20 protein-coding genes and 3 tRNA genes are annotated in these 23572 nt (G+C 69.3%); 12 read left to right on the forward strand and 11 right to left on the reverse strand.

All coding sequences use genetic code 11. The annotated features are described in order from the left end of the window. Nucleotides 1-837, reverse strand: an 837-nt coding sequence (locus CJ197_RS00075; RefSeq protein ID WP_102234750.1) for an ABC transporter ATP-binding protein, incomplete at its 3' end; no start/stop codon positions are given. 190 nt (nt 838-1027) lie between these two features. Here CJ197_RS00075 and CJ197_RS00080 point away from each other — a divergent pair. Both CJ197_RS00080 and CJ197_RS00085 read left to right on the forward strand, forming a co-directional pair. Continuing rightward, nucleotides 1028-2176 (forward strand): sensor histidine kinase, encoded by a 1149-nt coding sequence (locus tag CJ197_RS00080; protein ID WP_233190548.1) that lies wholly within the window; start codon nt 1028-1030, stop codon nt 2174-2176. Further along, nucleotides 2158-2838, forward strand: a complete 681-nt coding sequence (locus tag CJ197_RS00085; RefSeq protein WP_158239308.1) for a response regulator transcription factor — start codon at nt 2158-2160, stop codon at nt 2836-2838. Before CJ197_RS00080 ends, CJ197_RS00085 begins: the two co-directional genes overlap by 19 nt. A 156-nt stretch (nt 2839-2994) precedes the next feature. Here CJ197_RS00085 and CJ197_RS00090 read toward each other — a convergent pair whose 3' ends face one another. After that, nucleotides 2995-3360 carry a metallopeptidase family protein gene (locus tag CJ197_RS00090; RefSeq protein ID WP_102234752.1) on the reverse strand — a complete coding sequence of 122 codons (366 nt, stop codon included), beginning with the start codon at nt 3358-3360 and terminating at the stop codon, nt 2995-2997. Nucleotides 3361-3560: 200 nt separating this feature from the next. On the opposite strand from CJ197_RS00090, the gene CJ197_RS00095 reads away from it, so the two are divergent. Further along, nucleotides 3561-3633: transfer RNA gene (locus CJ197_RS00095), tRNA-Glu, on the forward strand. A gap of 267 nt (nt 3634-3900) precedes the next feature. Here CJ197_RS00095 and CJ197_RS00100 read toward each other — a convergent pair. Further along, entirely contained in the window at nt 3901-5520 is a 1620-nt protein-coding gene (locus CJ197_RS00100; RefSeq protein WP_102234753.1) for a homing endonuclease associated repeat-containing protein, read from the reverse strand. Between the two features lie 272 nt (nt 5521-5792). Here CJ197_RS00100 and CJ197_RS00105 point away from each other — a divergent pair, with 272 nt between their 5' ends. The 4 genes from CJ197_RS00105 to CJ197_RS00120 all read left to right on the forward strand — a co-directional run bounded on the left by CJ197_RS00105 (nt 5793) and on the right by CJ197_RS00120 (nt 10173). Next, entirely contained in the window at nt 5793-6725 is a 933-nt protein-coding gene (locus CJ197_RS00105) for a hypothetical protein (RefSeq protein ID WP_102234754.1), read from the forward strand. 87 nt (nt 6726-6812) lie between these two features. Beyond that, nucleotides 6813-7133 (forward strand): nucleotide pyrophosphohydrolase, encoded by a 321-nt coding sequence (locus CJ197_RS00110; protein WP_102234755.1) that lies wholly within the window; start codon nt 6813-6815, stop codon nt 7131-7133. Then, nucleotides 7120-8853: a DUF2075 domain-containing protein gene (locus CJ197_RS00115; protein ID WP_102234756.1), complete on the forward strand. Its 1734-nt coding sequence runs from the start codon at nt 7120-7122 to the stop codon at nt 8851-8853. The genes CJ197_RS00110 and CJ197_RS00115 overlap by 14 nt, the downstream gene beginning before the upstream one ends. A gap of 169 nt (nt 8854-9022) precedes the next feature. Continuing rightward, nucleotides 9023-10173 (forward strand): IS3 family transposase gene (locus CJ197_RS00120; protein WP_102234757.1). Its coding sequence is split into 2 segments (ribosomal slippage): nt 9023-9293 and nt 9293-10173, totalling 1152 coding nucleotides; the frame shifts between segments, so codons are not numbered across the junction. A gap of 16 nt (nt 10174-10189) precedes the next feature. On the opposite strand, the gene CJ197_RS00125 is transcribed toward CJ197_RS00120, so the two are convergent. After that, on the reverse strand, nt 10190-10837 hold the full coding sequence (locus tag CJ197_RS00125; RefSeq protein WP_146007669.1) for a hypothetical protein: 648 nt from the start codon (nt 10835-10837) through the stop codon (nt 10190-10192). A gap of 9 nt (nt 10838-10846) precedes the next feature. Next, the gene (locus CJ197_RS00130) at nt 10847-11203 is read right to left on the reverse strand and encodes a hypothetical protein (RefSeq protein ID WP_102234759.1); all 357 of its coding nucleotides are present in this window, start codon (nt 11201-11203) and stop codon (nt 10847-10849) included. A gap of 55 nt (nt 11204-11258) precedes the next feature. On the opposite strand from CJ197_RS00130, the gene CJ197_RS00135 reads away from it, so the two are divergent. The 4 genes from CJ197_RS00135 (at nt 11259) to CJ197_RS00150 (ending at nt 14828) form a co-directional block, all read left to right on the forward strand. Next, the gene (locus tag CJ197_RS00135) at nt 11259-12032 is read left to right on the forward strand and encodes a class I SAM-dependent methyltransferase (protein ID WP_102234760.1); all 774 of its coding nucleotides are present in this window, start codon (nt 11259-11261) and stop codon (nt 12030-12032) included. A 432-nt stretch (nt 12033-12464) separates the two neighbouring features. Then, a tRNA-Asp gene (locus CJ197_RS00140) sits at nt 12465-12538 on the forward strand. Between the two features lie 305 nt (nt 12539-12843). Then, nucleotides 12844-12916: transfer RNA gene (locus CJ197_RS00145), tRNA-Phe, on the forward strand. A gap of 238 nt (nt 12917-13154) precedes the next feature. Further along, nucleotides 13155-14828, forward strand: a complete 1674-nt coding sequence (locus tag CJ197_RS00150; protein ID WP_102234761.1) for a formate--tetrahydrofolate ligase — start codon at nt 13155-13157, stop codon at nt 14826-14828. Nucleotides 14829-14972: 144 nt separating this feature from the next. Here the strand turns inward: CJ197_RS00150 and CJ197_RS00155 are convergent, their stop codons facing one another. From CJ197_RS00155 to CJ197_RS00180, 6 genes are read right to left on the reverse strand one after another with little or no spacing between them, the layout of a single operon-like run. Continuing rightward, complete coding sequence (locus tag CJ197_RS00155; protein WP_102234762.1) at nt 14973-15569, reverse strand: monovalent cation/H(+) antiporter subunit G; 597 nt, start codon at nt 15567-15569, stop codon at nt 14973-14975. Then, complete coding sequence (locus tag CJ197_RS00160; RefSeq protein ID WP_102234763.1) at nt 15566-16117, reverse strand: monovalent cation/H+ antiporter complex subunit F; 552 nt, start codon at nt 16115-16117, stop codon at nt 15566-15568. The genes CJ197_RS00155 and CJ197_RS00160 overlap by 4 nt, the downstream gene beginning before the upstream one ends. Then, nucleotides 16114-16656, reverse strand: coding sequence for a Na+/H+ antiporter subunit E (locus tag CJ197_RS00165; protein ID WP_102234764.1), 543 nt, complete (start codon nt 16654-16656; stop codon nt 16114-16116). Before CJ197_RS00165 ends, CJ197_RS00160 begins: the two co-directional genes overlap by 4 nt. After that, the gene (locus CJ197_RS00170; RefSeq protein ID WP_158239309.1) at nt 16653-18227 is read right to left on the reverse strand and encodes a Na+/H+ antiporter subunit D; all 1575 of its coding nucleotides are present in this window, start codon (nt 18225-18227) and stop codon (nt 16653-16655) included. Before CJ197_RS00170 ends, CJ197_RS00165 begins: the two co-directional genes overlap by 4 nt. 2 nt (nt 18228-18229) lie before the next feature. Continuing rightward, nucleotides 18230-19006 carry a Na(+)/H(+) antiporter subunit C gene (locus CJ197_RS00175; protein ID WP_233190549.1) on the reverse strand — a complete coding sequence of 259 codons (777 nt, stop codon included), beginning with the start codon at nt 19004-19006 and terminating at the stop codon, nt 18230-18232. Next, nucleotides 18996-21923: a Na+/H+ antiporter subunit A gene (locus CJ197_RS00180; protein WP_233190581.1), complete on the reverse strand. Its 2928-nt coding sequence runs from the start codon at nt 21921-21923 to the stop codon at nt 18996-18998. Before CJ197_RS00180 ends, CJ197_RS00175 begins: the two co-directional genes overlap by 11 nt. 205 nt (nt 21924-22128) lie before the next feature. Here CJ197_RS00180 and CJ197_RS00185 point away from each other — a divergent pair, with 205 nt between their 5' ends. Continuing rightward, on the forward strand, nt 22129-23505 hold the full coding sequence (locus CJ197_RS00185; protein ID WP_102234767.1) for an MFS transporter: 1377 nt from the start codon (nt 22129-22131) through the stop codon (nt 23503-23505). The last annotated feature ends 67 nt before the right edge of the window (nt 23506-23572 follow it).

The raw sequence follows: 23572 nt of genomic DNA on the forward strand, positions 1-23572 counted from the left end.
CAGAACGATCTGTTCGCGCAGCGCAAGGCGGCCCATGTCCTCCGGGGCGAGGCTGACGATGAACTGCTGGGGGCTGGGCTGCTCATAGGCGATGCCGTGCTTCTCCAGGGCGCGGCGCAGCGCGGCAGGCTCGAGAGGGCTCACCCGTGTGCCTGTCGCGACGGTGAGCTCCTCCAGGGTGCCTTCGCGCACCAGGCGCCCCTCGGAGATCACGACAAGCCGGTCGACGGTCGCCTCGACCTCGCGCAGCTGGTGGCTGGACAGCAGCACGGTGCCGCCAGCCTCAGCGAAGGAGCGCAGCAGGTGGCGCATCCAGCGGATCCCCTCGGGATCCAGGCCGTTGGCGGGCTCGTCCAGGACCAGCACCGACGGGTCGCCGATGAGAGCCATGCCGATGCCCAGGCGCTGCCGCATGCCATAGGAGTAGCCGCTGACACGCTTGCGTCCGGCGCCCTCGAGGCCCACCTGGGCGAGGACCGCATCGGCCCGATGCGCAGGGACTCCAACGGCGAGGGCGGCCATGCGCAGGGATTCCAGGCCGGTGCGGCCGCCGTGCAGGGCGCGCGCATCGAGCATCACGCCGATGGTGCGGGCGGGGTTCTCCAGGGCGCGGTAGGGGACGCCGCCGATGAGGGCCTGGCCAGCGTCGGCCTGGGCGAGGGCGGTGAGGATCCGCAGCGTGGTGGACTTCCCGGAGCCGTTGGGGCCCAGGAATCCGGTGACGCTGCCGGGCTCGCAGGTGAAGGTCAGATCGTCCACGGCAGTGTTCGCGCCGTAGCGCTTGGTCAGGCCGCGGATCTCGAGGACAGGGGCGGTGGGGGCGGTGCTCGTGGTCATGGCTCCACCCTGCTCTTCGCCGGGCCCTCGGAGGGAGCGTCAGGGGTCCAGGACCTGCCTGACGAAGGTCGGCGCCGCCGGGGTCGGCGCAGGGTGCGGGGGCGACCTTCGTCGGCCATCCCCACCGACCCGCGGCCAGGCGAGACCACCGGCGCCGATGGTGCTGGTGGGGCGCGGTTACAGTGAGCAGGTGAGCGATGCGCATACACCCCGGCGGAGGATCTGGCAGGAGGCCCTGATCCTCGCCTTTGTGCTGGGCGAGGTGCTGCTCGCGGTCATCGCCAACATGGCGGACCCGGAGCCGAGCACGCCGCTGTGGCGCTTCGGGCTCGTGATCGCGCTCGGGGTGGCGCTGCTGGCGCGGCATCGGCACTGGCGGTGGCTGCTGCCTGTGATCCTCGTGCTCAACGCCGCCGGCATGTCCATCAGCGTGCTGGTGTTCGCCACCTACTTCTATGCCACCTGGGCGCGGTCGCGCGGGCATGTCGCCGCCATCGGGATCCTCGCCGCCCTCAGTGGCGCGAGCCCCGTGCCGATCTTCACGCGCGGCGACATGATCGGGCCCCTGTCCACGCTCGCCGTGACCGTACTGGTGGTCGCGGTGACCCTCGCGACCGGCATGTACACCTCGACCCATCGGGCCCTCATGAGCGAGCTGCGCCAGCGCGCCGAGGAGGCCCAGACCGGGCGGGCCGCCGCCGAGGAAGCGGCGCGGCGGGCCGAGCGCACGCATATCGCCCGCGAGATGCACGACATCGTGGCGCACAAGATCTCCCTGGTGGCGATGCACGCCGGGGCGCTCGAGGTGAACCCGAACCTGGATCGCGAGCAGGTGCAGGCCTCCGCCGGACTGATCCGCGAGACCGCGACAACCGCGCTGAACGAGCTGCGGGAGGTGCTGGGCGTGCTGCGCAGCGACACCGATGAGAAGGCGCCCCTGGCCCCGCAGCCCACCTGGGACGATGTGCGGCGCCTGGTCGTGACCTCACAAGAGGCCGGGCTCAGCGTGGACCTGTTCGACTTCATCGACGACCCGGTGCCCGATTCCCTGGCCCGCACCGCGTACCGGGTGGTGCAGGAAGGGCTGACGAACATCCACAAGCACGCCCTGCACACCAAGGCGCGCGTGGCCCTGATCGGCGAGCCGGGCACGGACCTCGTGATCGAGGTGAGTAACGTGCTGCCCAAGGGGTTCACGACCACGCTGCCCGGCGCCCGCATGGGCTTATCCGGCATCGAGACGCGTGTGACGCATGCGGGCGGGACCATCACGTCGGGACCCACCGACGACGGACGATTCGAAGTGAAGGCGGTGATCCCATGGCCGACGACGACGTGACACGCGTGGCCCTGATCGACGACGACTCCCTGGTGCGCGCGGGCCTGGCGATGATCCTCGGGGCCGATCCGGGCATCGAGGTGGTCGCGCAGGGCGGCGACGGCAGCGAGGCGGTGACGCTGGTGCAGAAGCATCGGCCCGACGTGCTGCTGATGGACGTGCGCATGCCGCAGATGGACGGCATCGCCGCGACCCGCGCGGTGTGCGCCCTGCCCGGCGCGCCGAAGATCATCATGCTGACCACGTTCGACATGGACGAATACGTGTTCCAGGCCCTCGAAGCCGGGGCCAGCGGGTTCCTGCTGAAGGACACCCCGCCGCAGGAGCTGGCGCGGGCCGTGCACGTGGTCGCCGCCGGGGATGCAATGCTCTCCCCCACCGTGACGCGGCGGATGCTGGGGCACTTCTCCGAGGCGAACCCCACGCGCGGGCACCACGAGCATCCCGGGCTGAATCTGCTCACCGACCGCGAGCGCGAGGTGCTGGGGGCCGTGGGCGCGGGGCTGTCCAATGCGCAGATCGGTATGCGGCTGTTCATGAGCGAAGCGACCGTGAAGGCGCACGTCTCGAAGATCTTCACCAAGCTGGACTGCACCAACCGCGTACAGATCGCGATCATCGCCCACGAAGCCGGGATCACCGACCTCGACGAGGCGCCGTAGAGGCGGGGCGTCTATCGCGGATCGGCCGCCTTGAACCAGCCGGCCGGCGGTTCTGTTCCAGCAACTGGAACAAAACGGCCGATCCACCCGCGGGGCCAGGGCGCGGAGCCGGGGTCGGGCCGCGGAGCCGGGGGTTAGTCCGTCCCCGCCCTCGCGTCAGCCCCAGCCAAGCTCGTGAAGGCGTGCGTCGTCCAGGCCGAACAGGTGCCCCAGCTCGTGCTTCACGGTCACGGCGATCTGCTCCACGAGGTCCTCGCGTGAGGTGGCGTAACGCTGCAGCGGGCCGCGGTAGATGAAGATCCGGTCGGGCTCGGTGAAGCCGTCAAACACCGAACGCTGATCCAACGGGATCCCGACATACAGGCCCAGCAGCTCCGACCCGTCGGCGTACTCCTCGTCGGGCTCCTCCTCGATGAGGATTGCGACGTTGGCGCGGGCGATCTCACGCGCCACCTCGTCAGGCAGGGAGTCCAGCGCGTCGTCCACCGCCTCCTCGAACTCGGCGCGGCTCATGCGGATCATGCCCCCATCGAACCACGGGGTGGTGGGGAGATGGGGCCGACGGGACGTTGCCGGGGAGCAGACGGGGTGCTGCTGGGTGGCCGATGGGGACGCGCAGGACTGCATCGATGTCGGATGCGCCGCACCTGCCGCTAAGCATCGTGTCTCCAGCGGGTGGTGTCGGTATGCTCTTCCTTGGCGCGTGCGCGAGCACGGCCGGGGCCCCCATCGTCTAGTGGCCTAGGACACCGCCCTTTCACGGCGGCGACACGGGTTCGAATCCCGTTGGGGGTACGCGATTGACCTGCACTAATGCTCGACTGCCGGTCCTCCGGACTACGGTCCGGACTACATCCGAGTCCAGGAGCATCCCAAGGCATCAACGTCGGCATGCACGCGCGCCAATGAAGCGCCTTGAAGCGCCCGGGGCTTGCTCCGGGGGTGGGCGATCACAGGCGTCGACTCCCCGTTGCGTCCTGACCTCGGAACGAAACCCAGGGCGCTTCAGATCACTGTCCGCGTGGGCTGCCCGCGGGCAGCCTCACCTCACGTCGCCCCTGCTCACCGGCACGCCTCCACCGCCTCGCTCCAGGTGCCGAAGCGGCCGATCACCGTGGAGAGGGACGGGGCGCCGTGCTGCGGCGCCCACCGGGCGTACTCGACGGTGGTGGCGGTGGGGTGCGCGGCGAGGAAGCGGCTCACGTACTCCCCCACCTCGGCGCGGCTGCGGTTCTTCACCTTCGCGGCGTTGGGCTCCCCACCCGCCGCGGCGAGGATCCCGGTCCACACGTCACCGGTGCGGCGCTGCAGCGTGGCGACGGTGGGTCGGCCGTTCTGCCGCGCCCAGGCGGTGTAGCGGGCGGTGGTGATCCGGGGGCCGAGCGCGGCGATCGCGGCGCGCACGTGGTCCAGCGGATCCTCCTGCGCGGGGTCGGCGTCCCAGTCGCGGGGCGCGGTGACGTCCTGCACCCAGGCGGGGTCAAAGGTGTCCGGCTCGCGGAGCACGGCGAGCGCGGTGGTGACCGTCTCAGACCAGCTGCCGCCCTCGTGCCCGCACAGCCGCTGGCGGATCAGCGCCCCGGAAGGCGCGGCGGGGTGAGCCGCGAGCCACTCCTCGACGGCCCGGAAGGTGGTGCCTCCCGTCTCAGCCTGCACCGCGGCGAGCACCGCGGCCCACAGGTCCTCATCGCGAAAGGCGCTGCGCGGGGCGCCGGCCTCGTCGCCGATCCCTGCGGCGGAGAGCGCCTCGTTCCAGGTGCCGAAGCGGATCGCAGCGGTCTGGTGGCCGGGCACGCCCTGCTCCCGCGCCCAGGCGGTGTAGGCCTGGCAGGTGGTGGCACCGGTCGCGGCGTGGAAGGCGCGGAGATCGGCGATGATCTCCTCCTCGGTGCGGCGGGTGCTCTTGCGCGGGCCGTCGAACGCGGGCTCGTGGTGGGTGCGGCGCCGACCCAGCAGGCGGCGCACCTGCTCCTCGGCGAGGCCCAGTTCCTGGGCCGCCTCCTCCAGCGGCGCGGCCGGGTGGGCGTGCGACCAGCGGGCCACGGCGGCGGTGTGCTCGGCGCGGCGGGCGGCGGCGAGGGCCTTCGCGGCGGCCTGCAGATCGGTGCTGGACCACGGGGTGTCCTTGCCGAGGATCTGGCGGATCCGCTCGCGGGTCACGCCGAACAGGTCCCCGATCTCCTGCAGGGTGGCGCAGAAGGTGTAGAGGCGGGCGCTGCGGCTGGCCCGCTGGTCCCGGCAGGAGCCCCCGGCCAGGACGGCGTCAAGGTAGCCGGGCTCCCCGGCGGCGACCACGCCGATCTCCCGGTCCCGCGGCACGCGCACCAGGCGCAGCACGTGGGCGTGCGGCACACCGAACGCCGCCTCCGCCTCCCACCAGGGACTGTGCGCGTGCTCGCGGCGCCAGGCCCGCAGCCGGCGGCGCAGCGCCCCGGCGATGGTGGCGGAACCGCCCGGCACCGCGGCCTCCAGCGCCTCCTCCACGCACAACGGGGAGACGTCCAGCAGCTCGACGATCTCGCCGACCAGGAAGCCCTGCTGGGCAAGGTCGAACGCCTGCCGCGCCGCGGACTCCTCCAGCGGCGAGCGCGGCGCGGGAGTCGCGGGGACGACGGGTGCGAGCGCCGCGGGCGTGGTGGGTTCCGCGGGCGGCGTGGACGGGATGAGCGTGGCGGTGGACATCGGTTCCCCTTCCGGTGGCACTGCTCGGGTGATAGAGCGAGTATGTGGGCGGGGTGTGACAGGTGGGGCGCGGCGGGTGCACTCACTCGCACGGAGAGCGGCAGTCGATCAGTCGAGGCCGGGGATCGTCGGCGCCGGTGCGCGCACGATCTGATCGAAACGGCGAGCCGAGGTCGGGCGGCGACGGGCGTGGCTTGCACCGCCGAGACTGCGGGACTGCTCGATCTGCGGAACCCCGTCGAACTGCCGACCGGCCACCGTAGTCTCAGCCCATGACGACTCCCCCGGACGTCCTTCGCCCCACCTATGAGCGTTGGAAGAAAGCCGGCTATCCCACTCAGCCATCCTTCGCCTGGCGACCGGAGAGCTGGAGGAAGCGCCTCCAGAGCACGGACATCCCGAAGGCCGAATTCACACTGACGGACTGCATCCAGACGATCGTGGAGCGAACGGCTCAGCCGGAGGACGGTTCCCGGCCACGGATCGACCGCAAGCTCGTGACGACGTTGCACAGCCCTGAGACCCTGGTGGTGAACGGAGCGTACGTCGAGCAGGCCGTGGTCACCGCGTTCCTCGCGTCGATGATCTGGGGGTACGGGGCCACCGGCTACGGCCCGTATCGCACGGCGCGCGTGCTCACCTCGGATCCGTGCGCGATCGCCCACCTCACGGAGACGGCGGAGCGGGCCCAGGCTACGGCCGATGGAGGCATCGATGCGTTCGACCACATTGCCGAGTCCAGGAAGAACACTCAGTACCTGAAGTACCTCGGACCGGCCTTCGGCACGAAGTTCCTGTACTTCCTCACGGCCGCCTCGAGCACCGCGAGGACGACTCCCGTGATGGATGCGGTCGTGCGGCGCTGGTTCCGCACGCACGCTGGCATCGACCTCGTCACCTGGAGATGGGAGAAGGACCAGTACCGCACATATCTGGAGGCACTCGACGCGTGGAAGGGAGAGTTCACTCGTAAGGACGGGACGCCCTTCGAGCGAGACGACGTGGAACTGCTGATCTTCTCCCACAGCCGCGGTGACGACGAGGTGTGGGACTCCGCCCCTGTGACCCTCTCCACCGATGCTCTGCTGGATCTGCTGCAGAGCGACATCGACCAGATCGCAGACCGCATCGACTCGCCCCACGGCCCGGCACTGCTGCAGCAGCTCGCGGACTGGGTGGCGCGCAGCGGCGCGACGGACTCCTGAATGGCGGGGAGCCGTCCTTTCCGCACCATGCGGCCCACATCGCACCGCAGGTCCTCGCTCGTCGCGTGCCGTTGCTACGGTGAGTTCATGACCAGCGACTCCGTCATGGCCGACCTTCGCGCTTTCGCCGCCGAGCGTGACTGGCACCAGTTCCACAGCCCGGAGAACCTCGCGAAGTCGATCGCGATCGAGGCCGCTGAGCTCCTCGAGTGCTATCAGTGGAATGCCGACGCCGACCGCGACGAGGTGGCCGGCGAGCTGGCGGACGTGCTCACCTACGCACTGCACCTCGCGGATCGCCTCGACCTCGACCCCGAGGAGATCATCCGCGCGAAGCTGGAGCGCACACGGGCGAAGTACCCGGTCGAGAAGGCCAAGGGGCGGAGCACGAAGTATGACCGCCTTTGAGATCGAGGAGCTCCGCTTCACCCCAGAGTCCGTCGAGGAGACCAGGAACCGCCTCCCACGCTTCTCGAACTGGCCCGTCGTCTACCTGCTCGAGGACGGCCGCGACATCTACGTGGGCGAGACCGGCAGCGCGGATCGCCGCATGCGCCAGCATCTGAAGTCCGAGCAGAAGCGGCACCTCAAGGAAGTGCGCATCGTGTTCGACGAGCGTTTCAACGCCTCTGCCTGCCTCGACCTCGAGTCCCTGCTGATCCGACTGCTGGGCGGCGACGGCAAGTTCCAGGTGATGAACCGCAACGAGGGCATCACCAACCAGGACTACTTCCAGCGCAGCGAGTACAACGACACCTTCAAGGAGATCTTCGAGGAGCTCCGCTCCCGCGGGTACTTCGAACGGTCGATCCCCGAGATCGAGAACTCGGACCTTTTCAAGCTCTCCCCGTACAAGGCACTCAACACCGAGCAGGGCGTCGCCGTACTCGACATCATGGAGGGACTGGTCGAGGACCTCCACCACCCCGACATGCGCACCCTCGCCGCGATCCAGGGCGATCCCGGGACGGGCAAGACGATCGTCGGGATCTACCTCATGAAGCTCATGCGCGATCTCGCCGACTTCGATCCCACCGACGAGGTGGAGGGCGATTCGATGTTCTCGGATCTCTTCGTCGAGGGGAACCGCGAGCTGTTTCGCGATCTGCGGATCGGTCTCGTCATCCCTCAGAAGTCGCTGCGCCAGTCCATCAGCAGGGTGTTCCGAAAAGTGCCGGCCCTGCGCGACGCTCAGGTGCTCACCCCCTACGACGTCGCGGACGCCGATGAGGACTTCGACGTCATCGTGGTCGATGAGGCGCACCGTCTCACCCAGCGCGGCGCACAGGCCCACGGCACCCTCACCAAACGGTACGGAGAGATCACACGACGGCTGCTCGGGAGCGACGACCATTCGATCAATCAGCTCGACTGGATCCGCAAGCGCTCCCGCCACACGATCCTGCTGCTCGACACGGCGCAGAGCGTTCGCCCGATCGACATCGAGGCCGAGGTTTTCGAGCGGGTACTGGCCGAGGCGCACGAGCAGAAGCGGCTCTATCCGCTGGACACCCAGATGCGCGTGAAGGGCGGCAAGGAGTACCTCGAGTTCGCCCGAGCTCTGATCTCCGACGACCCACCCACGTCCGTGCCTGATCTCGGTGACTACGAGTTCGAGCTGTTCGAAGACCTCGGCGCCATGCATCAGCGGATCCGCGAGCGCGACGCCGAGCACGGCCTCGCCCGGCTCGTCGCCGGCTACGCGTGGAAATGGCGCAGCAGGAAGAAGAGCGGCCTGCACGACATCGAGCTGGACGGCGTCGCTTTGGACTGGAACGTCTCCGACGTCGACTGGATCGCGTCGAAGACCTCCCTCGAGGAGGTCGGCTCGATCCACACCGTGCAGGGCTACGACCTCAACTACGCTGGCGTGATCATCGGCGGCGACCTGCGCATCGATCCCGAAACCGGCCTGCTCGTCGCCGATCGCAAGAACTACTTCGACACCAAGGGCAAAGCCAGCAACCGGACCCGAGGGCAGACGACGACCGACGAGGACTTGCTGCGGTACATCACCAACGTCTACCGCGTGCTGCTCACGCGAGGGATGCGCGGGACGTACGTGTACATCGTCGATCCGCTGCTGAAGGAACGGTTTCAGCAGGTGCTGGACGGTCGGACTCGCTGAGTCAGCGCCCCGCGACCTCCGCCCGCAGCAGCGCCTCCGGCACCATGTCCCCGAACTTGACCTCGCGCAGTGCGCGAGCGTCGATGTGGGCTGACCCCGTTTCGTAGGTCCGGTCGTTATGAGAGTCGTCCTGTTGCCCGCGGTGGCGGGCAGGGAGACTGGTCAGATCATGACGAACAGTAGGAAGCGTCACACTCCGGAGCAGGTCGTCCGCAAGCTCGGGCAGGCCGACAGGATGCTCGCCGACGGGCAGGATGTCGCGGCGGTGTGCCGAGAGCTCGGGGTGTCCGAGCAGACGTACTACCGGTGGCGGAACCAGTACGGCGGCCTCAAGGCCGACGACGCAAAGCGCCTGAAGGAGTTGGAGAAGCAGAACGCGACCCTGAAGCGTCTGCTCGCGGAAGCGGAGCTGGAGAAGGCCGCGCTCAAGGAGCTGGCTGAGGGAAACTTCTAAGCCCGGACAGGCGCCGCGCCGCCGTCGATCACCTCAAGCGCAAGTTGCGGGTGAGCGAACGGATGGCGTGCCGTCTGGTCGGGCTGAGCCGCTCCGCGTACCGGCGACCGCTCAAGGGCGACACGGTCACGGACCCGGATCGGGCGCTCAGGGAGTGGCTGCGCGCCTGGGCGAAGGACCATCCCCGCTACGGGTATCGGCGGGCGTATCACGACGCCCGCGCCGAGGGGTGGGTGGTGAACCACAAGAAGATCCAACGCCTGTGGCGTGACGAAGGGCTCCGGGTCCCGCAGCGGCGTCGACGCAAGCGCGTCGGGTCCTCGACCGTCGACGCGCCGACGGCGGACGCGCCGAACGTGGTGTGGGCGGTGGACTTCCAGTTCGACGCCGACGAGCACGGACGATTGATCAAGATCTGCTCGATCGTCGACGAACACACCCGGGAGTGCATCGGCGGCCTCGTGGAGCGCTCGATTACCGCCGACCGACTCACCGCCCACCTCGAGGACCTCGTCGCCGCCCGGGGCGCCCCGGCGGTGCTCAGGTCGGACAACGGGCCGGAGTTCATCAGCGAGGCGATGGCCGACTGGGCCGGCACCCGCACCGGCCTGTCCTACATCCCTCCGGGCTCGCCGTGGCGCAACGGGTACGTCGAGTCGTTCAACAGCCGGATCCGCGACGAGTGCCTCAACATCAACAGCTTCTACTCGCTGCTGCACGCACAGGTCATCATCGGCGACTGGAAGGACGAGTACAACCACCACCGCCGGCACTCCTCGCTCGGCTACCTAACCCCAGCCGAGTACGCTCGGCAGTGCACCCATCAAATGGAAACCGACGACTCACAGAACGTCCGGACCGAATGAAGGGGGCGGCTCACCGTTAGATCAGATGGCCGCCGCGTCGGCCGCGGTCGATCACAGCCTGCAGGCCGACCGGGTCGGCCGCGTGCCCGGGGTCTGTTGCGGACCTCCAGGCGCCGTAGAGCTCGTAGGCGTCCAGTGCCGTCTGTGGCCCGAAAGGCTCTGCGATTGCCTCCAACGCCAACGGGGCGTCTGCGTCATATCGGGTCTTGGAGCGATGGTGAGTCGTCCCCACGGCTCGGTCGGCGGCGACCATGCGATGAACGAGTGCTTCTTGGATGACGCCCAGGGTGAGGTGGAGGGCGATCAGGTGGTTTCCGTGGCCGAAGCGCACCGCTGCAAGGGCGGTGCCGAAGCGGACATCGTTGTCGGCCGGGGGCGTGGGCAGCATCCCGGACGCGCCGTGGATCGTGGCGTCGACCCGTCGACCATCGGCAAGGACCGCCCGCACAACCTGTGCATCGCCATCGCTCGTCGACTGAAACGCCCAGAGCCGTCCCTGCAGTGCTTCCTCGACATCGAACGCTGCGCGAGAGGTGATGACGACGTCGAGGTCACTCCAGCCATCGAGCAATGCCGGGTCGGTCACCGAACCGTAGGGATCGATGTCGGCGCCCGGAAGTGCATCTGTCATGGACGCCAAGAGATCTGTCTGCCAGCTGTTCACCCCTGGAGGCTAAGGCGCGAGGCCCTCGCGGTCACCCAATATCCGCGCGACCAGCTCATCCTCGCTATGCCGCTCATCGAGGATGACCTCGCCGGGCAGTGCAAGCACGTCGTTTGAGCCATACCAGGGGGCGACCTGTTCATCGCTGACATGGTCGGCGATGGGCTTCAGCGCGTGGCGCCGGAGCGTTTCCGGGAGGCTGACATCGAGGTAATACACGAGCGACGGCCCGTCATGGCCGGCGATGAGCCGCTCGCACATCTGCTGGTAGCAGGCCGATCTAAAGATGCCTTCGAGGACAGTGATGCGGCCACGCGCCAGACAGTGGCGCACCACCAGCTCGACCAGGCTGTCGGCTACTTCCATCCCAATTTCCAGCTAGCTTCATCGGCGGCCGTCCGAGAGCGTGGAGGATAGGGGTATGAAAACCTGGGAAGCCCGCGCCGCTGCCTATGACCGTTCCTTCGGAAAGCTGTGCGCGGGACCGATCGACCGTCTGCTCGACGACACCGGCTCGGGATCCCTCCTGGACGCCGGCTGCGGCACGGGGACCCTGGGGGCGCGGGCCGAGTCGCGCGGCCGCACCGTCACCGCGTTCGACGCGGAAGCAAGCATGATCGGCATCGCCCGCGACCGGTTGCGCGGGCCGGCGATCCAGGCTGCCCTGCCTGAGCTCCCGATGATCGACGGCGCGTTCGATGCCGTCGCCGCGAACTTCGTCATCAACCACGTCGGGCGCCCCGCCGACTCCGTCGCCGAGCTTGCGCGTGTCACGCGCTCCGGTGGGCTGATCGCGATGACGGCCTGGCCAGCACCCCCAGCCGGCGGGTGGGGAGACTTCGTCGGGAGCATCTTCCGCGCTGCGGACGTCGTGCCCATACCGAGTCAGAACCTCGATCGATCCCTCGACTTTGAACGGAGCATCCGAGGGCTCGGAGCTCTTGCCGAGATGGCTGGTTGCGAAATCTCCGCTGCAACGGAACTGCACTGGGTGTGGTCCATCCGGCCGGATGATCTTTGGGCGGGCGTCGAGGGTGGCATCGCCGTCGTGGGCGCAACCTACCTAGCCCAATCTCCCGCCATCCGGAGAGCCGTGAAGGACCTCTTCCTTGAAAGGTGCTCCCAGGCGACCAGCGCCACGGGTGAGCTCGAGTTCCCCACGGAAGCGGTATACGTCCTGGCCAAGAAGCCGTGAGCCGGGGCAGGCTCTCTTCCTACATCACGCGGCATGATTCGGGCTGCCGGCCACTCCACTCAACCAGCTGAGCCGAGGGTGACGACCAGGGTGTGAGAGTCGCGGCCTAACACCCCAACTGTCACCTGATCGTGCGGCAGACCCGGTCGAAGATCTATCCCGATCAGAAGTAAGCCCCTACAGTCGGTCGACCGTTTGCCAGTAACGCGAACCTGACAGCAGTCCCCGCAGTCCCCGGTGCGGCTGCTGTCGGCTCGAATCCCGCTGGGGGTGCTGCATCAGTCGACCTGGCACCATCGGCCGGGCGCCCCGGCCACCGGTCAAAACCTCGATGATCAGCAGTGCGAGGCGGCTCACAGCGAATCTGGTCGTGAGCACCGAAATCATCCGGTAGAGTTGTCCAGGTCGCCCCGGGAGCGGGGAGATGCAGATGGCCCTGTAGCTCAGTTGGTTAGAGTGCCGCCCTGTCACGGCGGAGGTCGCCGGTTCAAGCCCGGTCAGGGTCGCCCCTCACGAAGGCCCCGGACACACGTCCGGGGCCTTCCTCGTGCGTGGGCTGCTCGGACTCGGCCCGGGCGCTGCTCTCCGATCAGTGCAGCACCCGCCCCACCACTTACCCCGCAGTACCGCGGGTCTCAATACGCTAGACGCACACGCACCCGCACCAGGCCGAGACATGTGGTGGCGCCACAGCTGAGACGCGTCGGGGCGTCGGCGCACAGCCGCGTGGCATGCCTTACACCAGCCGATACCGGTTCGCAGCCAAGCCGCGCCACCTGCTACTCTGAGCTCCGGCCGTCGGCACGGCCACGGCTCTGTAGCTCAGTTGGTAGAGCGTTCGACTGAAAATCGAAAGGTCACCGGATCGACGCCGGTCGGAGCCACCGCAGCACGAAGCCCCCTGGCAAATCCCAGGGGGCTTCGTCGTTCCCGCGGCACGGACGCTGACTGGTGCGCAGGGGCAGACACCCCGCCCCGTCCAGGATGACGGACAGGCCCGCAGCGTCCTTTCCCCCGCGCCCCCGCATGCCACTTAGGCTGGGCGGCGTGCGCCTCGAGCGTCGGGGCGCACAGCCTGGGCCCACACCCCAGGCCACCGACCCCATCTGCGGAGGGACAAGGATGTCGACGGAGAACCCGGATCTGGCGATCGCCCAGCAGGCGACGCTGCGCCCCATCACCGAGATCGCCGAGAAGGCGGGCGTGCCCGAGGAGGCGCTGGTCCCCTATGGCACCACGAAGGCCAAGGTGGATGTCCGGAAGATGACCCCGAGCAGCGAGCAGGGCAAGCTCGTGCTGGTCTCGGCGATGTCGCCCACCCCGGCGGGTGAGGGCAAGTCGACCACCACGGTGGGTCTGGCCGATGCCTTCTCCCTCAAGGGCATGAAGACGATGGTGGCGCTGCGTGAGCCGGCGCTGGGCCCCGTGATGGGTATCAAGGGTGGCGCGACCGGCGGCGGCCACGCCCAAGTGGTGCCGATGGAGGACATCAACCTGCACTTCACCGGCGACTTCCACGCCATCCAGATCGCGAACAACACCCTCGCCGCGCTCGTGGACAACCACATCCACCAGGGCAATGAGCTGAACATCGACGCGCGCCGCATCCAGTGGAAGCGCGTCGTGGACGTCAACGACCGTGCGCTGCGCAAGGCCGTGATCGGCCTGGGCGGCCCCGCCCAGGGCGTGCCGCGTGAGGATGGCTTCGACATCGTCGTGGCCTCGGAGATCATGGCGATCCTGTGCCTGGCCACGGACCTCGAGGACCTGCAGGCGCGCATCGACCGGATCGTCGTCGGCTTCACCTACGACCGCAAGCCCGTCACCGTGGAGGATCTGCAGGTCGGCGGCGCGATCACGATGCTGCTGAAGGACGCGCTGCTGCCGAACCTGGTGCAGACCCTCGGCGGCACCCCCGCCCTTGTGCACGGCGGCCCGTTCGCGAACATCGCCCATGGCTGCAACTCCCTGGCCGCGACCCGCCTGGCGCTGTCGCTGTCGGAGATCACCGTGACCGAGGCCGGCTTCGGTTCGGACCTCGGCGCCGAGAAGTTCTTCGATATCAAGTCGCGTCTGGGCGATCTGCGGCCCGATGCCGCCGTCGTCGTCGCGACCGTCCGCGCTCTGAAGATGCACGGCGGCGTGGCGAAGGATGACCTGGCCACCGAGAACATCGACGCCGCGATCCAGGGCACCGACAACCTGCGCCGCCACGTCGAGAACGTGCGCAAGTTCGGCCTGGAGCCGGTGATCGCCCTGAACCGCTTCCCCTCCGACACCGAGGCGGAGATCGACGCGGTCCTGGGCTGGGCGAAGGAGAACGGCTTCCGCGCGGCGCTGTCCGAGGTGTGGGCCAAGGGCGGCGAGGGCGGCCTGGCCGTCGCCGAGCAGGTGCTGGCCGTCATCGAGGAGGGCACCGCCGACTTCCACCAGCTGTACGACCCGGAGATCGGTGTGGAGGAGGCCCTGCGCACCCTCGCCAAGGAGGTCTACGGCGCCGACGACGTGGTGTTCGAGGACCGCGCCCCGATGCAGCTGCGGATGCTCAAGCGCAACGGCTGGGACAAGCTGCCGGTGTGCGTGGCGAAGACCCAATACTCCTTCAGCGATGATCCGAAGGCGCTCGGCGCCCCGACGGGCCACGTGCTGCATGTGCGTGACCTGGTGCCGAAGATCGGTGCGGGCTTCGTGGTAGCGCTGACCGGCGCGATCATGACGATGCCGGGCCTGCCCAAGCAGCCGGCCGCCCTGCGCATGGGCGTCACCGAGTCCGGGGATTCCGTGGGTCTGTTCTGATCCGCCGACGGGCCCGGCCGGGCGACCGGCCCGGGTTCGTCCGGCCCCGCGAGGACGGTGCGACGGCCCCGGCGCGGGCATCCGATGATCGGGTGCTCGCGGCGGGGCCGCTGCATGTCAGGGGGCCGATGGGGCCTAGTGCCCTCAGCGCCGCACGTCGCGCTCGGCGACCTCCTCGGCTTCGCGCTCGGTCTCGTCCTCGAGGTCGATGTCGATATCCGCGTCCACGACCTCCTCGTCCCCCACTTCGGCGCCGGCTTCGGGCTCTTCCCAGTTCTCCTCCACCAGTGGGTCGACGCCCGAGGTGACGACGTTCTCGGGGAAGCGGTCCTCGCCGCCCTCGGACATGCCCTGCAGCTCATCGGTCTCGTCGATGAAGCCGTCCTCGTCATCGTCCTCGTCGTCGGCGTCGGCCAGACGCGGAGAGAGCTCGTCGATCGCGTAGTCGCCGCCGCGCACGAAGCCGCGTCGGAACGCTGCGCGTCCCACCATGACGCTCGCCACCGGCACGGCGAGCGCCTGCGCCAGCAGCACCACCAGCAGGAATGCGGCCAGCGACCAGGATTCCGCGGCGAGCGACGCCCCGGACAGCACCAGGATCAGGCCCAGCATCTGCGGTTTCGAGGCGGCGTGGATGCGCATGAGCACGCCCTCGAAGCGGTTCACACCGATCGCGGCCACAAGTCCCAGCAGCACCCCGCCGCCCATGAGGATCGCAGCGATGATCTCGACGACGCTCATCGGCCCTCCTCCGTCCGGTCCCGGCGCTGGCCGACATCGGACCCGCCGCGCCGAGCGGCATCGGCCCCAGCGCGCTGGCCGGCGCCGGCCCCGAGGCGCTCCCCCGCGCCCCCGGCCTGCGGCCAGTGCTCGTATGCGGCGGCGCTCGCCGCTCCGGGCTCGAAGCGGTTCACCGGCCCGTCACTGTCCGGATCCTCCTGTGCGGCCGAGAAGTGCACCGCGTCCAACGGCCCGGTGGTCGTGGACGGTTCATCAGGGTGGGGGCGCAGATGCGCCCCGCCGGGCTCCTCGCGCGCCACGAAGCGGGCGAACGTCACGGTCGCGATGAAGGCGAGCGCCGTCAGTCCGAGCATCGCCGGGCCCGCCCAGGCGGCCTCGGCCCGTGCGGTGTACAGCGCCATCGCCATCACCACGAGGGTGACCAGGAAGTCGGAGGAGATGGCGCGGTCCAGAATGGTGGGGCCGATGATCATGCGGTACACCACGGCGAGCGCCGCGATCGCCAGCAGGATCCCGTAGACGATCAGGATGATCTCGAAGGCGCTCATATCAGGCCCGCCTCCTTCAGCACCTCGCGGCGGCCGATGGCCCACAGCAGCCGCTCCTCCTGGGCGCGGACGGACCGGCGGACCTCCTCGACGTCCTCCTCGCTGCCGGCGTTGAAGGCGTGCAGGTACAGCATGCCGGTGGCGCGCTGCGCCTCGACCACCACGGAGCCGGGGATCAGGGTGCACAGCATGCCAGTGAAGGTCAGGAAGAAATCGGAGCGGGAGGCCATCTTCACGCCCACCACGGAGCCGGGCGGCTGCGGGCCCGGCCGCACCGCGTACCAGCCCACCTCGATCGCCGACCGCACGAGGTCCAGCAGGAAGCGGGCCAGGAACGTGATGAATCGCAGGGGGCGGATTGTCAGCTCATGGCCCGTCGGCGGCATCGGGAACAGCACGAACACGATCCCGGCGGCGAGGATGCCGCCCAGCACGCTCTTGAGGGACACCTCGCCCCAGAGCATGCACCACATGACCACGGCGACCAGCACCCACCGCCAGGCGCGGCGCAGCTCCCGCAGACGCCTCAGGAAGCTCATCCGGTCACCTCCCGCCCGGTGCTGTCCACGCGGTGGCCCTCACCGTCGATCTTGTAGATCAGCTCCTCGGCCGCCTCATCACCCAGCACGGCGCTGACGTACGGGGTGCGCTGCAGCACCGAGTGCGCGGCCTCCCCGGCGTAGTTCATGATCGGGCCGGCCAGGAACGTCAGCAGCAGGGAGAAGGCGATCATCGCGGCGGTTGCGCCGGTCATCACCGCGGGCATGCGCACCTCGCGGTCGATGATCTCCTGATCAGGCTCCTGCCAGAAGGCGCGGCTCCAAATCTTCGCGATCGCGTACAGGGTCAGCAGGCTCGTGATGACGCTCGCGGCGATGAGGATCCACCCGGCCGGGCGGTCGTAGGCGATGCCCGCCTCGATCAGCCCCACCTTGCCGATGAAGCCGGAGAACGGCGGGATGCCCGCGAGGTTCATGGCGGGGATGAAGAACAGGATCGCCACCAGCGGCGCGAGCTTCTGCAGGCCGCCGAGCTTGATGAGGTTCGTGGTGCCGCCGCGGTGCTCGATCAGCCCGGCGGCGAGGAACAGCGTGGACTGCACGACGATGTGGTGGGCGACGTAGAAGATCGTCGCGGCCATGCCCAGCTGGGTGACCATGCCGATGCCGAACAGCATGTAGCCCATGTGGGAGACGAGCGTGAATGACAGCACGCGCTTGAGGTCCGTCTGCGCCACGGCCCCGAGGATCCCGATGATGAGGCTCAGCGCCGCCGCAGCCAGCAGCAGGTTGGAGATCTGCGAGGCGGGGAACAGCAGGGTCTCCAGGCGCAGGATCGCGTAGATGCCGACCTTGGTCAGCAGGCCCGCGAACACGGCGGTCACGGGGGCGGGGGCCGTCGGGTAGGAGTCCGGCAGCCAGGCGCTCAGGGGGAACAGCGCCGCTTTGATGCCGAAGGCCACCAGCAGCATCAGCTCGAGGATCATGCGGGTGCCGGGCTGCACCCCGTCCAGGCGCACCGCGAGCTCGGCCATGTTCACGGTGCCGGCGGCGGCGTACACCGCGGCGATGCCGGCCAGGAAGATCACGGAGCTGAGCAGGGAGACGACGACGTACGTGGTGGCGGCGCGGACGCGGGACGCGGAACCACCCAGGGTCAGCAGCACATAGGACGCCGCCAGCAGCACTTCGAAGCCGACGTACAGGTTGAACAGGTCACCGGCCACGAAGGCCATCGACACTCCGGCGACCAGCGCGAGGTATGTCGGGTAGTAGATCGCCACCGGGGTGCGTTCGGTGTTCTCCGAGACGGTCTGGGCGCTCGAATACACCAGCACCGCGAGGGTCACGAAGCTGGAGACCAGCAGCATCAGCGCGGTCAGCCGGTCCGCGACCAGGGTGATGCCTAGTTGCGGGGTCCAGCCGCCGATGCGCAGCACCAGCACGCTCTCCTGGGTGACGTGGTAGCCGAGCACGATCGCGACGGTGAAGATCGCGACCAGGGTCAGGATCGCCAGCCACATCTGCACCCGCGCGTGGTGGCGCAGGATCAGGGTGACAGCCGCCCCGCCGAGCGGCAGCAGGACGGGTAGGGCCAGCAGCAGTTCCATGCTCAGCGATCCCCCCGTCCCTCGTCCGCGTGGCGCGTGTGCTCATCGATCGGTTCTGCGGTGCCGGGTGGCCGGTGGCCCGGGTCCGTGGCCGGTCCGGTGCCCGGGGCGGCCGCGGCGGAGCGTGGATCCTGCTCGTCGGCCCCGGGGACGGCCGGGGTCGCGCCGGTGGCGGTCCCACTGCTCGTGGTGGGGATCGCGCCGGTGCGCAGGGCCCGACGGGTGCGCGGCGGCAGCGGATCCTCCTCGGCATCGGCCTCGGTGTCGTCGTGAGGCACATCCTCAGCGCCTGTGAGGTCCCCGCCCAGCGGGTCGTCGTTCTCCGGGGGCAAGAGCCCCTGGGAGCTCGCGAGGGCGCCGCGGCGGGATTCCTCGGTGAGGGCCTGGTGCCACGGCAGGTCTGCTGCACCCTCGTTGCGCTGGCGGCGGCGCCGCAGCACGCGGCGGTCCTCCACGTCGTCGGGCACCTCGTCGTGGCCGAACAGCTGCCAGGCGCGGTAGGCGAGGGCCACCCCGAGCGCGGTGATGCCCAGGGAGATCACGATCGCGGTGAGCACCATCGCGAACGGCAGCGGGTCGGTCATCTCCCGCGGATCACCGGTGCCTTCGAACGGCGGCGCGCCGGGCACCCCGGCGGCGATGATGAACAGCAGGTTCACGCCGTTGCCGAACACCACATAGCCCAGGATGATGCGGGTCAGCGTGCGTTCGAGCATGAGGTACACGCCGCAGGCGATCAGCACCCCGGCGGTCAGCAGCAGCGTGAGACTAACGGGCATCGGTCTCCGCCTCCTGCTGCAGGTCGATCTGCGATCCCAGGGAGCGCAGGAAGTCCAGGAGCACGCCCACGACCACGAGGTACACGCCGAGGTCGAAGATCAGGGCGCTCGGGAAGTGCAGCTCTCCCAGCAGCGGCACGTGCACCACCGGGGTGGCGGACTCGAAGATCGTGCCCCCGAACAGCAGCGGCAGCACCGCGGCGGAGACCGCGAGGGCCATGCCGGTGCCGAGCACCAGACCGGCCTGCACGGGCGCTGCCTCCGAGAGTTCGTAGCGGCCGCCGGCGAGGTAGCGCAGCGCGAGCGCGAGCCCCGCCACAAGGCCGCCGGCGAACCCGCCGCCGGGCAGGTTGTGACCGGCCATGAGCAGGTAGATCGAGAACATCATGAGCATCGGGAAGCCGATGCGGGTGATGACCTCGAGGATCACCATGCGGCGTTCGGGGGCGAGAGTCAGACCCGCGCTCAGCCAGGTGCGCCACCGGTTGTCGCCGATGACCTCATCGGGCCGGGCATCGAAGTCCAGGACGTTCTGCGGCAGGTCGCTGTCGGTGCGGCGCCGCCAGATGGAGGTGGAGCCGTCGTCGAGGTCCCGCACCCGGGAGATGGGCCGCTCACGCCGGGTGACGAAGATCAGGGAGGCCACGCCCGTGGCGACCACGAGCAGCACGCCGATCTCCCCGATGGTGTCCCACACACGGAAGTCCACGAGGGTCACGTTCACGACGTTGTGCCCGCCGCCCTCGGTGTACGCCGGTTCGATCAGGCCCGGCCCCAGGGCCTCGCGGTAGCGGGCATCGGCCGCGTACAGAACTGCGCCGCACATGACGATCGCGGTGGTGATGGCCACCGCCCAGCGGGCGAGAGCGCCGAACCGCAGTGGCCGACGGGAGAAGTGCAGGGGCAGGCGGCGCAGCACCAGCACGAGCACGACGGTCATCGCGGTCTCGACGAGCACCTGCGTGGTGGCGACATCGGGTGCGCCGGCGGCGAGGAACAGCAGGGCAGCGCCGTAGCCGGTGACGGTGATGAGGAAGACGGCGCGCAGGCGGCGACGGGAACGGACCACGCCAATGCCGGCGAGCACCACGACCGGCAGGACGATCAGCTCGATCGGATTGTGGAACAGCACCAGGTTGTCCGGCACCGGCGACTGGGTGAGCGCCACCGGAGTGACCAGGGCGATCAGCACCACGAACATCGTGCCCAGGGTGTAGGGCAGGGAGCCGCGCTGGAACAGCGGGGTGATCGCGACGGACAGCGAATCCGTGGCGCGCAGGATGCGGCGGAAACCACGCTCGGAGTCGATGACATCCAAGGCCCGCTCCCCTGCCCAACTTTGCGGGGACACCGCCTTCTGGAAGCGCTGGAAGGGCTTGGCGATCAGGCATAGCACAAGCCCCAGGGCGAGGGTCACGACGGAGGCCAGCAGCGGCACGCCCAGGTGCGGGATGACCACCAGGTGCACCTCTTGGGTGGTGTCCGGCAGGACACCGGCGGCGCCGCGCAGCGCCTCCTCCAGGGGGGCGGCCACGAGCGGGAGGCCCACGCTGAGCACTGCGATGATCGCCGGCGGCAGCCAGTACAGAACGGAGATGCTGGGCTGGGCGACGGGCGGGGCGCCGGGGGCGCGACCGAAGGCGCCCTTCACGAAGCGCCACGAGTACGCGACGGTCAGCACCGACCCGGCGACCAGGGCGATCAGCAGCAGACGCTGCAGGCCGCCGCCGTACCACAGGGCGGAGTAGATCGACTCTTTCGCGACGAAGCCGTACAGCGGCGGGATCGCCGCCATCGACGCGGCGGAGACGGTGCCGATCACCGCGGTGACGGGCGCGACCTTCCACACCCCGGACAGCACGCGCAGGTCGCGGGTGCCGAACTGCTTGTCGATGATGCCGACCACCATGAACAGCGGCGCCTTGAACACCGAGTGGGCGATCAGCATCGCCAGGCCCGCGAGGATCGCATCATGCGTGGCGAGCCCCGTCACGGCGGTGAGGAAACCCAGCTGGGAGACGGTGCCGTAGGCCAGCAGGAGCTTGATGTCGGTCTGCCGCAGAGCCCGCCAGCCGCCCACCAGCATGGTGACCGCGCCGAGGGCGACGAGGATCCCGGCGACGACCTCGAGGAACGTCAGCGCGGGGGCGAGCCGCAGGATCAGGTAGATCCCCGCTTTGACCATCGCCGCGGCATGCAGGTACGCGGAGACGGGGGTGGGGGCGGCCATCGCGCCGGGCAGCCAGAAGTGCGTGGGAATCATCGCGGACTTCGTCGTGGCGCCGGTCAGCATGAGCACCATCGCGGTGACCAAATACGGGCCGGCATCGGCCCACATCGGATCCGTGACGATCTGGGAGAAGCGCATGCTTCCGGCGGCGTAACCGGCCATCAGCAGGCCCACCAGCATCGCCAGGCCCCCGACGGTGGTGGAGATCAGGGCGTTCAACGCGGCACGACGGGAGGCCTGCTTATCCTGGTAATGCCCGATCAGCAGGTAGGAGAAGACAGTGGTCAGCTCCCAGAACACGTACATGACCATGACGTCGTCGGTCAGCACGAGACCCACCATCGCCCCGGCAAAGGCGGTCAGCACGCCGGCAAAGCGTCCCAGGCCCGCCTCGGTGTCCTTGAAGTAGCGGGCGCAGTAGGCCAGCACGAGCGCACCGATGCCGGTCGCGATGACGGCCAGCACCCAGGACAGGGTGTCCAGGCGCATCGCCAGGTCGATCCCGAAGGCGGGGATCCAGGGCACTGACTGTTCGATCGGCGCATCGGCCAGGGCGCGCGGATCATGGGTCAGCAGCCAGATCGCGGAGGCGCCGGGCACCGTGGCCAGCAGGTAGAAGGCGTTGCGGCCGATGCTGCGCACCAGGATGGGGCCCACGACCGCCGCCACTAAGTGGGCGAGCAGCATCGTGAACACAGGGGTACTCCATCCGGCAGGGAGTTGGGAAGCGGCCGACGCCATCTTACGGGAGGACCCCGGTCGTCCCTGAAGCGATGGTGAGGGTCAGGGGACGCGCAGGACCGGCCGGGCCCCGTCGGCCCCCTCCCCTTTCTTCCGCTCCCCCGGCTGGCTATGGCGGCTTCGAGCACCCTCTGATCCGTACAGTGGCCCCATGGACTCCTCCCCGGACCCCAGCGCGTCCTCCCCTGCCCCGTCTCCCGCCCCGTCCCCCGTCGGCCGCTCCGGGCGTCCCCCGGTGGCCTCCTTCGCCCTGTGGGACGGTGGCATGTCCGCCTTCTCCTCGGTGATCCTCACCTTCGTGTTCGCCACGTATGTGGCCAGCGGCGTCGCCACCCACGGCGCCGTCGGGGAGGCGGAGATCGAGGCGGCGAAGGCCCATGGCTCCCAGACCCTCGCGGGCTGGCAGTCCATCGGCGCGGTCGCCGTGGCGCTGCTCGCCCCGCTGCTGGGGAACCTGGCTGACCGCGGCGGGGCCCGCAACGCCCTGCTGCGCATCTTCACCATCGCCACCGTCGCGATCGTGGCGCTGATGCCGCTGGTGAAGCTGGATGCTGACTACCTCACCCTGGGCGCGATCCTCATCGCCCTTGCGGTGGTCACCAGCGAGCTCGCCGGGGTGTTCGTCAACTCTGTGCTGCCGGAGATCTCCACCCCCGCCAATCGCGGCCGGATCTCCGGGACCGCGTGGGCGGTGGGCTACTGGGGGTCGATCCTGTGCCTGGGTCTGGTGCTCGTGCTGTTCGTCATGCCCGGAACCGGGATCCTCGGGATCACGGCGGAGGACGGCTGGAACTACCGGGCCATCCCCGTCTTCGTCGCGATCTGGATTCTGCTGGGCTGCCTGCCGCTGATGCTGCGCGCCCCGCGCCACCGCGCCACGTCGCCAGGCGAACCGTGGAACCCGTGGCAGGGGTATGTGCAGATCGTCCGGCGAGTCATCCGGGCGTTCCGGCACGAGCCGATCATGCTGCAGTACCTCGTGGCCTCCGCGATCTACCGCGATGGGCTGGGTGCGGTGTTCTCCATCGCCGGGGTGCTCGCGGCGAACGCCTACGGCTTCTCCACGGTGGAGGTGATCATCTTCGGGATCGTCGCGAACCTCGTGGCCGGTTTCGGGGTGTTCCTGGGTGGCCGGGTGGATGACCGGCTGGGGCCGCGCGTGGTGATCATCGCTGGCTGCCTCGGCATCATCGTGCTGGGGATGATCGTGTTCCTGTTCTCCTCCACGCTCGTGTTCTGGATCGTGGGGCTGATGATCTGCCTGTTCGTCGGCCCGGTGCAGTCCGCCTCCCGGAACCTGCTCACGCGCCTGTCCCAGCCCGGGCGGGAGACCGAGAACTTCGGGCTGTACGCCACCACCGGGCGGGCCCTCGGGTTCCTGGGCACCGGCGCGTTCACCGTGGTGGTGGGGCTGCTGGGCGATACCCGCTCGGGGATCCTCGGGATCGTGCTGGTGCTCGCGCTCGGGCTCGTGGCGTTCGTGCCGATCAAGCTGGGCGCCGCCGGGCGAGCCGCGCAGGAGGCGTGAGGCGCCAGAGCGACGGGGTAAGGGCGCGGTGCTGTGCGCGCAGGGGCCGACGGGGGCAGCGCACCAT

Source organism: Brachybacterium sp. UMB0905, from assembly GCF_002871795.1.
In the GTDB taxonomy this organism is placed as follows: Bacteria; Actinomycetota; Actinomycetes; order Actinomycetales; family Dermabacteraceae; genus Brachybacterium.

Bases quoted from the DNA above. Each gene is read 5' to 3' on its own strand.
- CJ197_RS00085 (WP_158239308.1), top strand. From the start codon at position 2,158: ATGGCCGACGACGACGTGACACGCGTGGCCCTGATCGACGACGACTCC.
- CJ197_RS00090 (WP_102234752.1), bottom strand. From the start codon at position 3,360: ATGATCCGCATGAGCCGCGCCGAGTTCGAGGAGGCGGTGGACGACGCG.
- CJ197_RS00100 (WP_102234753.1), bottom strand. From the start codon at position 5,520: ATGTCCACCGCCACGCTCATCCCGTCCACGCCGCCCGCGGAACCCACC.
- CJ197_RS00105 (WP_102234754.1), top strand. From the start codon at position 5,793: ATGACGACTCCCCCGGACGTCCTTCGCCCCACCTATGAGCGTTGGAAG.
- CJ197_RS00110 (WP_102234755.1), top strand. From the start codon at position 6,813: ATGACCAGCGACTCCGTCATGGCCGACCTTCGCGCTTTCGCCGCCGAG.
- CJ197_RS00115 (WP_102234756.1), top strand. From the start codon at position 7,120: ATGACCGCCTTTGAGATCGAGGAGCTCCGCTTCACCCCAGAGTCCGTC.
- CJ197_RS00130 (WP_102234759.1), bottom strand. From the start codon at position 11,203: ATGGAAGTAGCCGACAGCCTGGTCGAGCTGGTGGTGCGCCACTGTCTG.
- CJ197_RS00135 (WP_102234760.1), top strand. From the start codon at position 11,259: ATGAAAACCTGGGAAGCCCGCGCCGCTGCCTATGACCGTTCCTTCGGA.
- CJ197_RS00150 (WP_102234761.1), top strand. From the start codon at position 13,155: ATGTCGACGGAGAACCCGGATCTGGCGATCGCCCAGCAGGCGACGCTG.
- CJ197_RS00155 (WP_102234762.1), bottom strand. From the start codon at position 15,569: ATGAGCGTCGTCGAGATCATCGCTGCGATCCTCATGGGCGGCGGGGTG.
- CJ197_RS00160 (WP_102234763.1), bottom strand. From the start codon at position 16,117: ATGAGCGCCTTCGAGATCATCCTGATCGTCTACGGGATCCTGCTGGCG.
- CJ197_RS00165 (WP_102234764.1), bottom strand. From the start codon at position 16,656: ATGAGCTTCCTGAGGCGTCTGCGGGAGCTGCGCCGCGCCTGGCGGTGG.
- CJ197_RS00170 (WP_158239309.1), bottom strand. From the start codon at position 18,227: ATGGAACTGCTGCTGGCCCTACCCGTCCTGCTGCCGCTCGGCGGGGCG.
- CJ197_RS00175 (WP_233190549.1), bottom strand. From the start codon at position 19,006: ATGCCCGTTAGTCTCACGCTGCTGCTGACCGCCGGGGTGCTGATCGCC.
- CJ197_RS00180 (WP_233190581.1), bottom strand. From the start codon at position 21,923: ATGCTGCTCGCCCACTTAGTGGCGGCGGTCGTGGGCCCCATCCTGGTG.
- CJ197_RS00185 (WP_102234767.1), top strand. From the start codon at position 22,129: ATGGACTCCTCCCCGGACCCCAGCGCGTCCTCCCCTGCCCCGTCTCCC.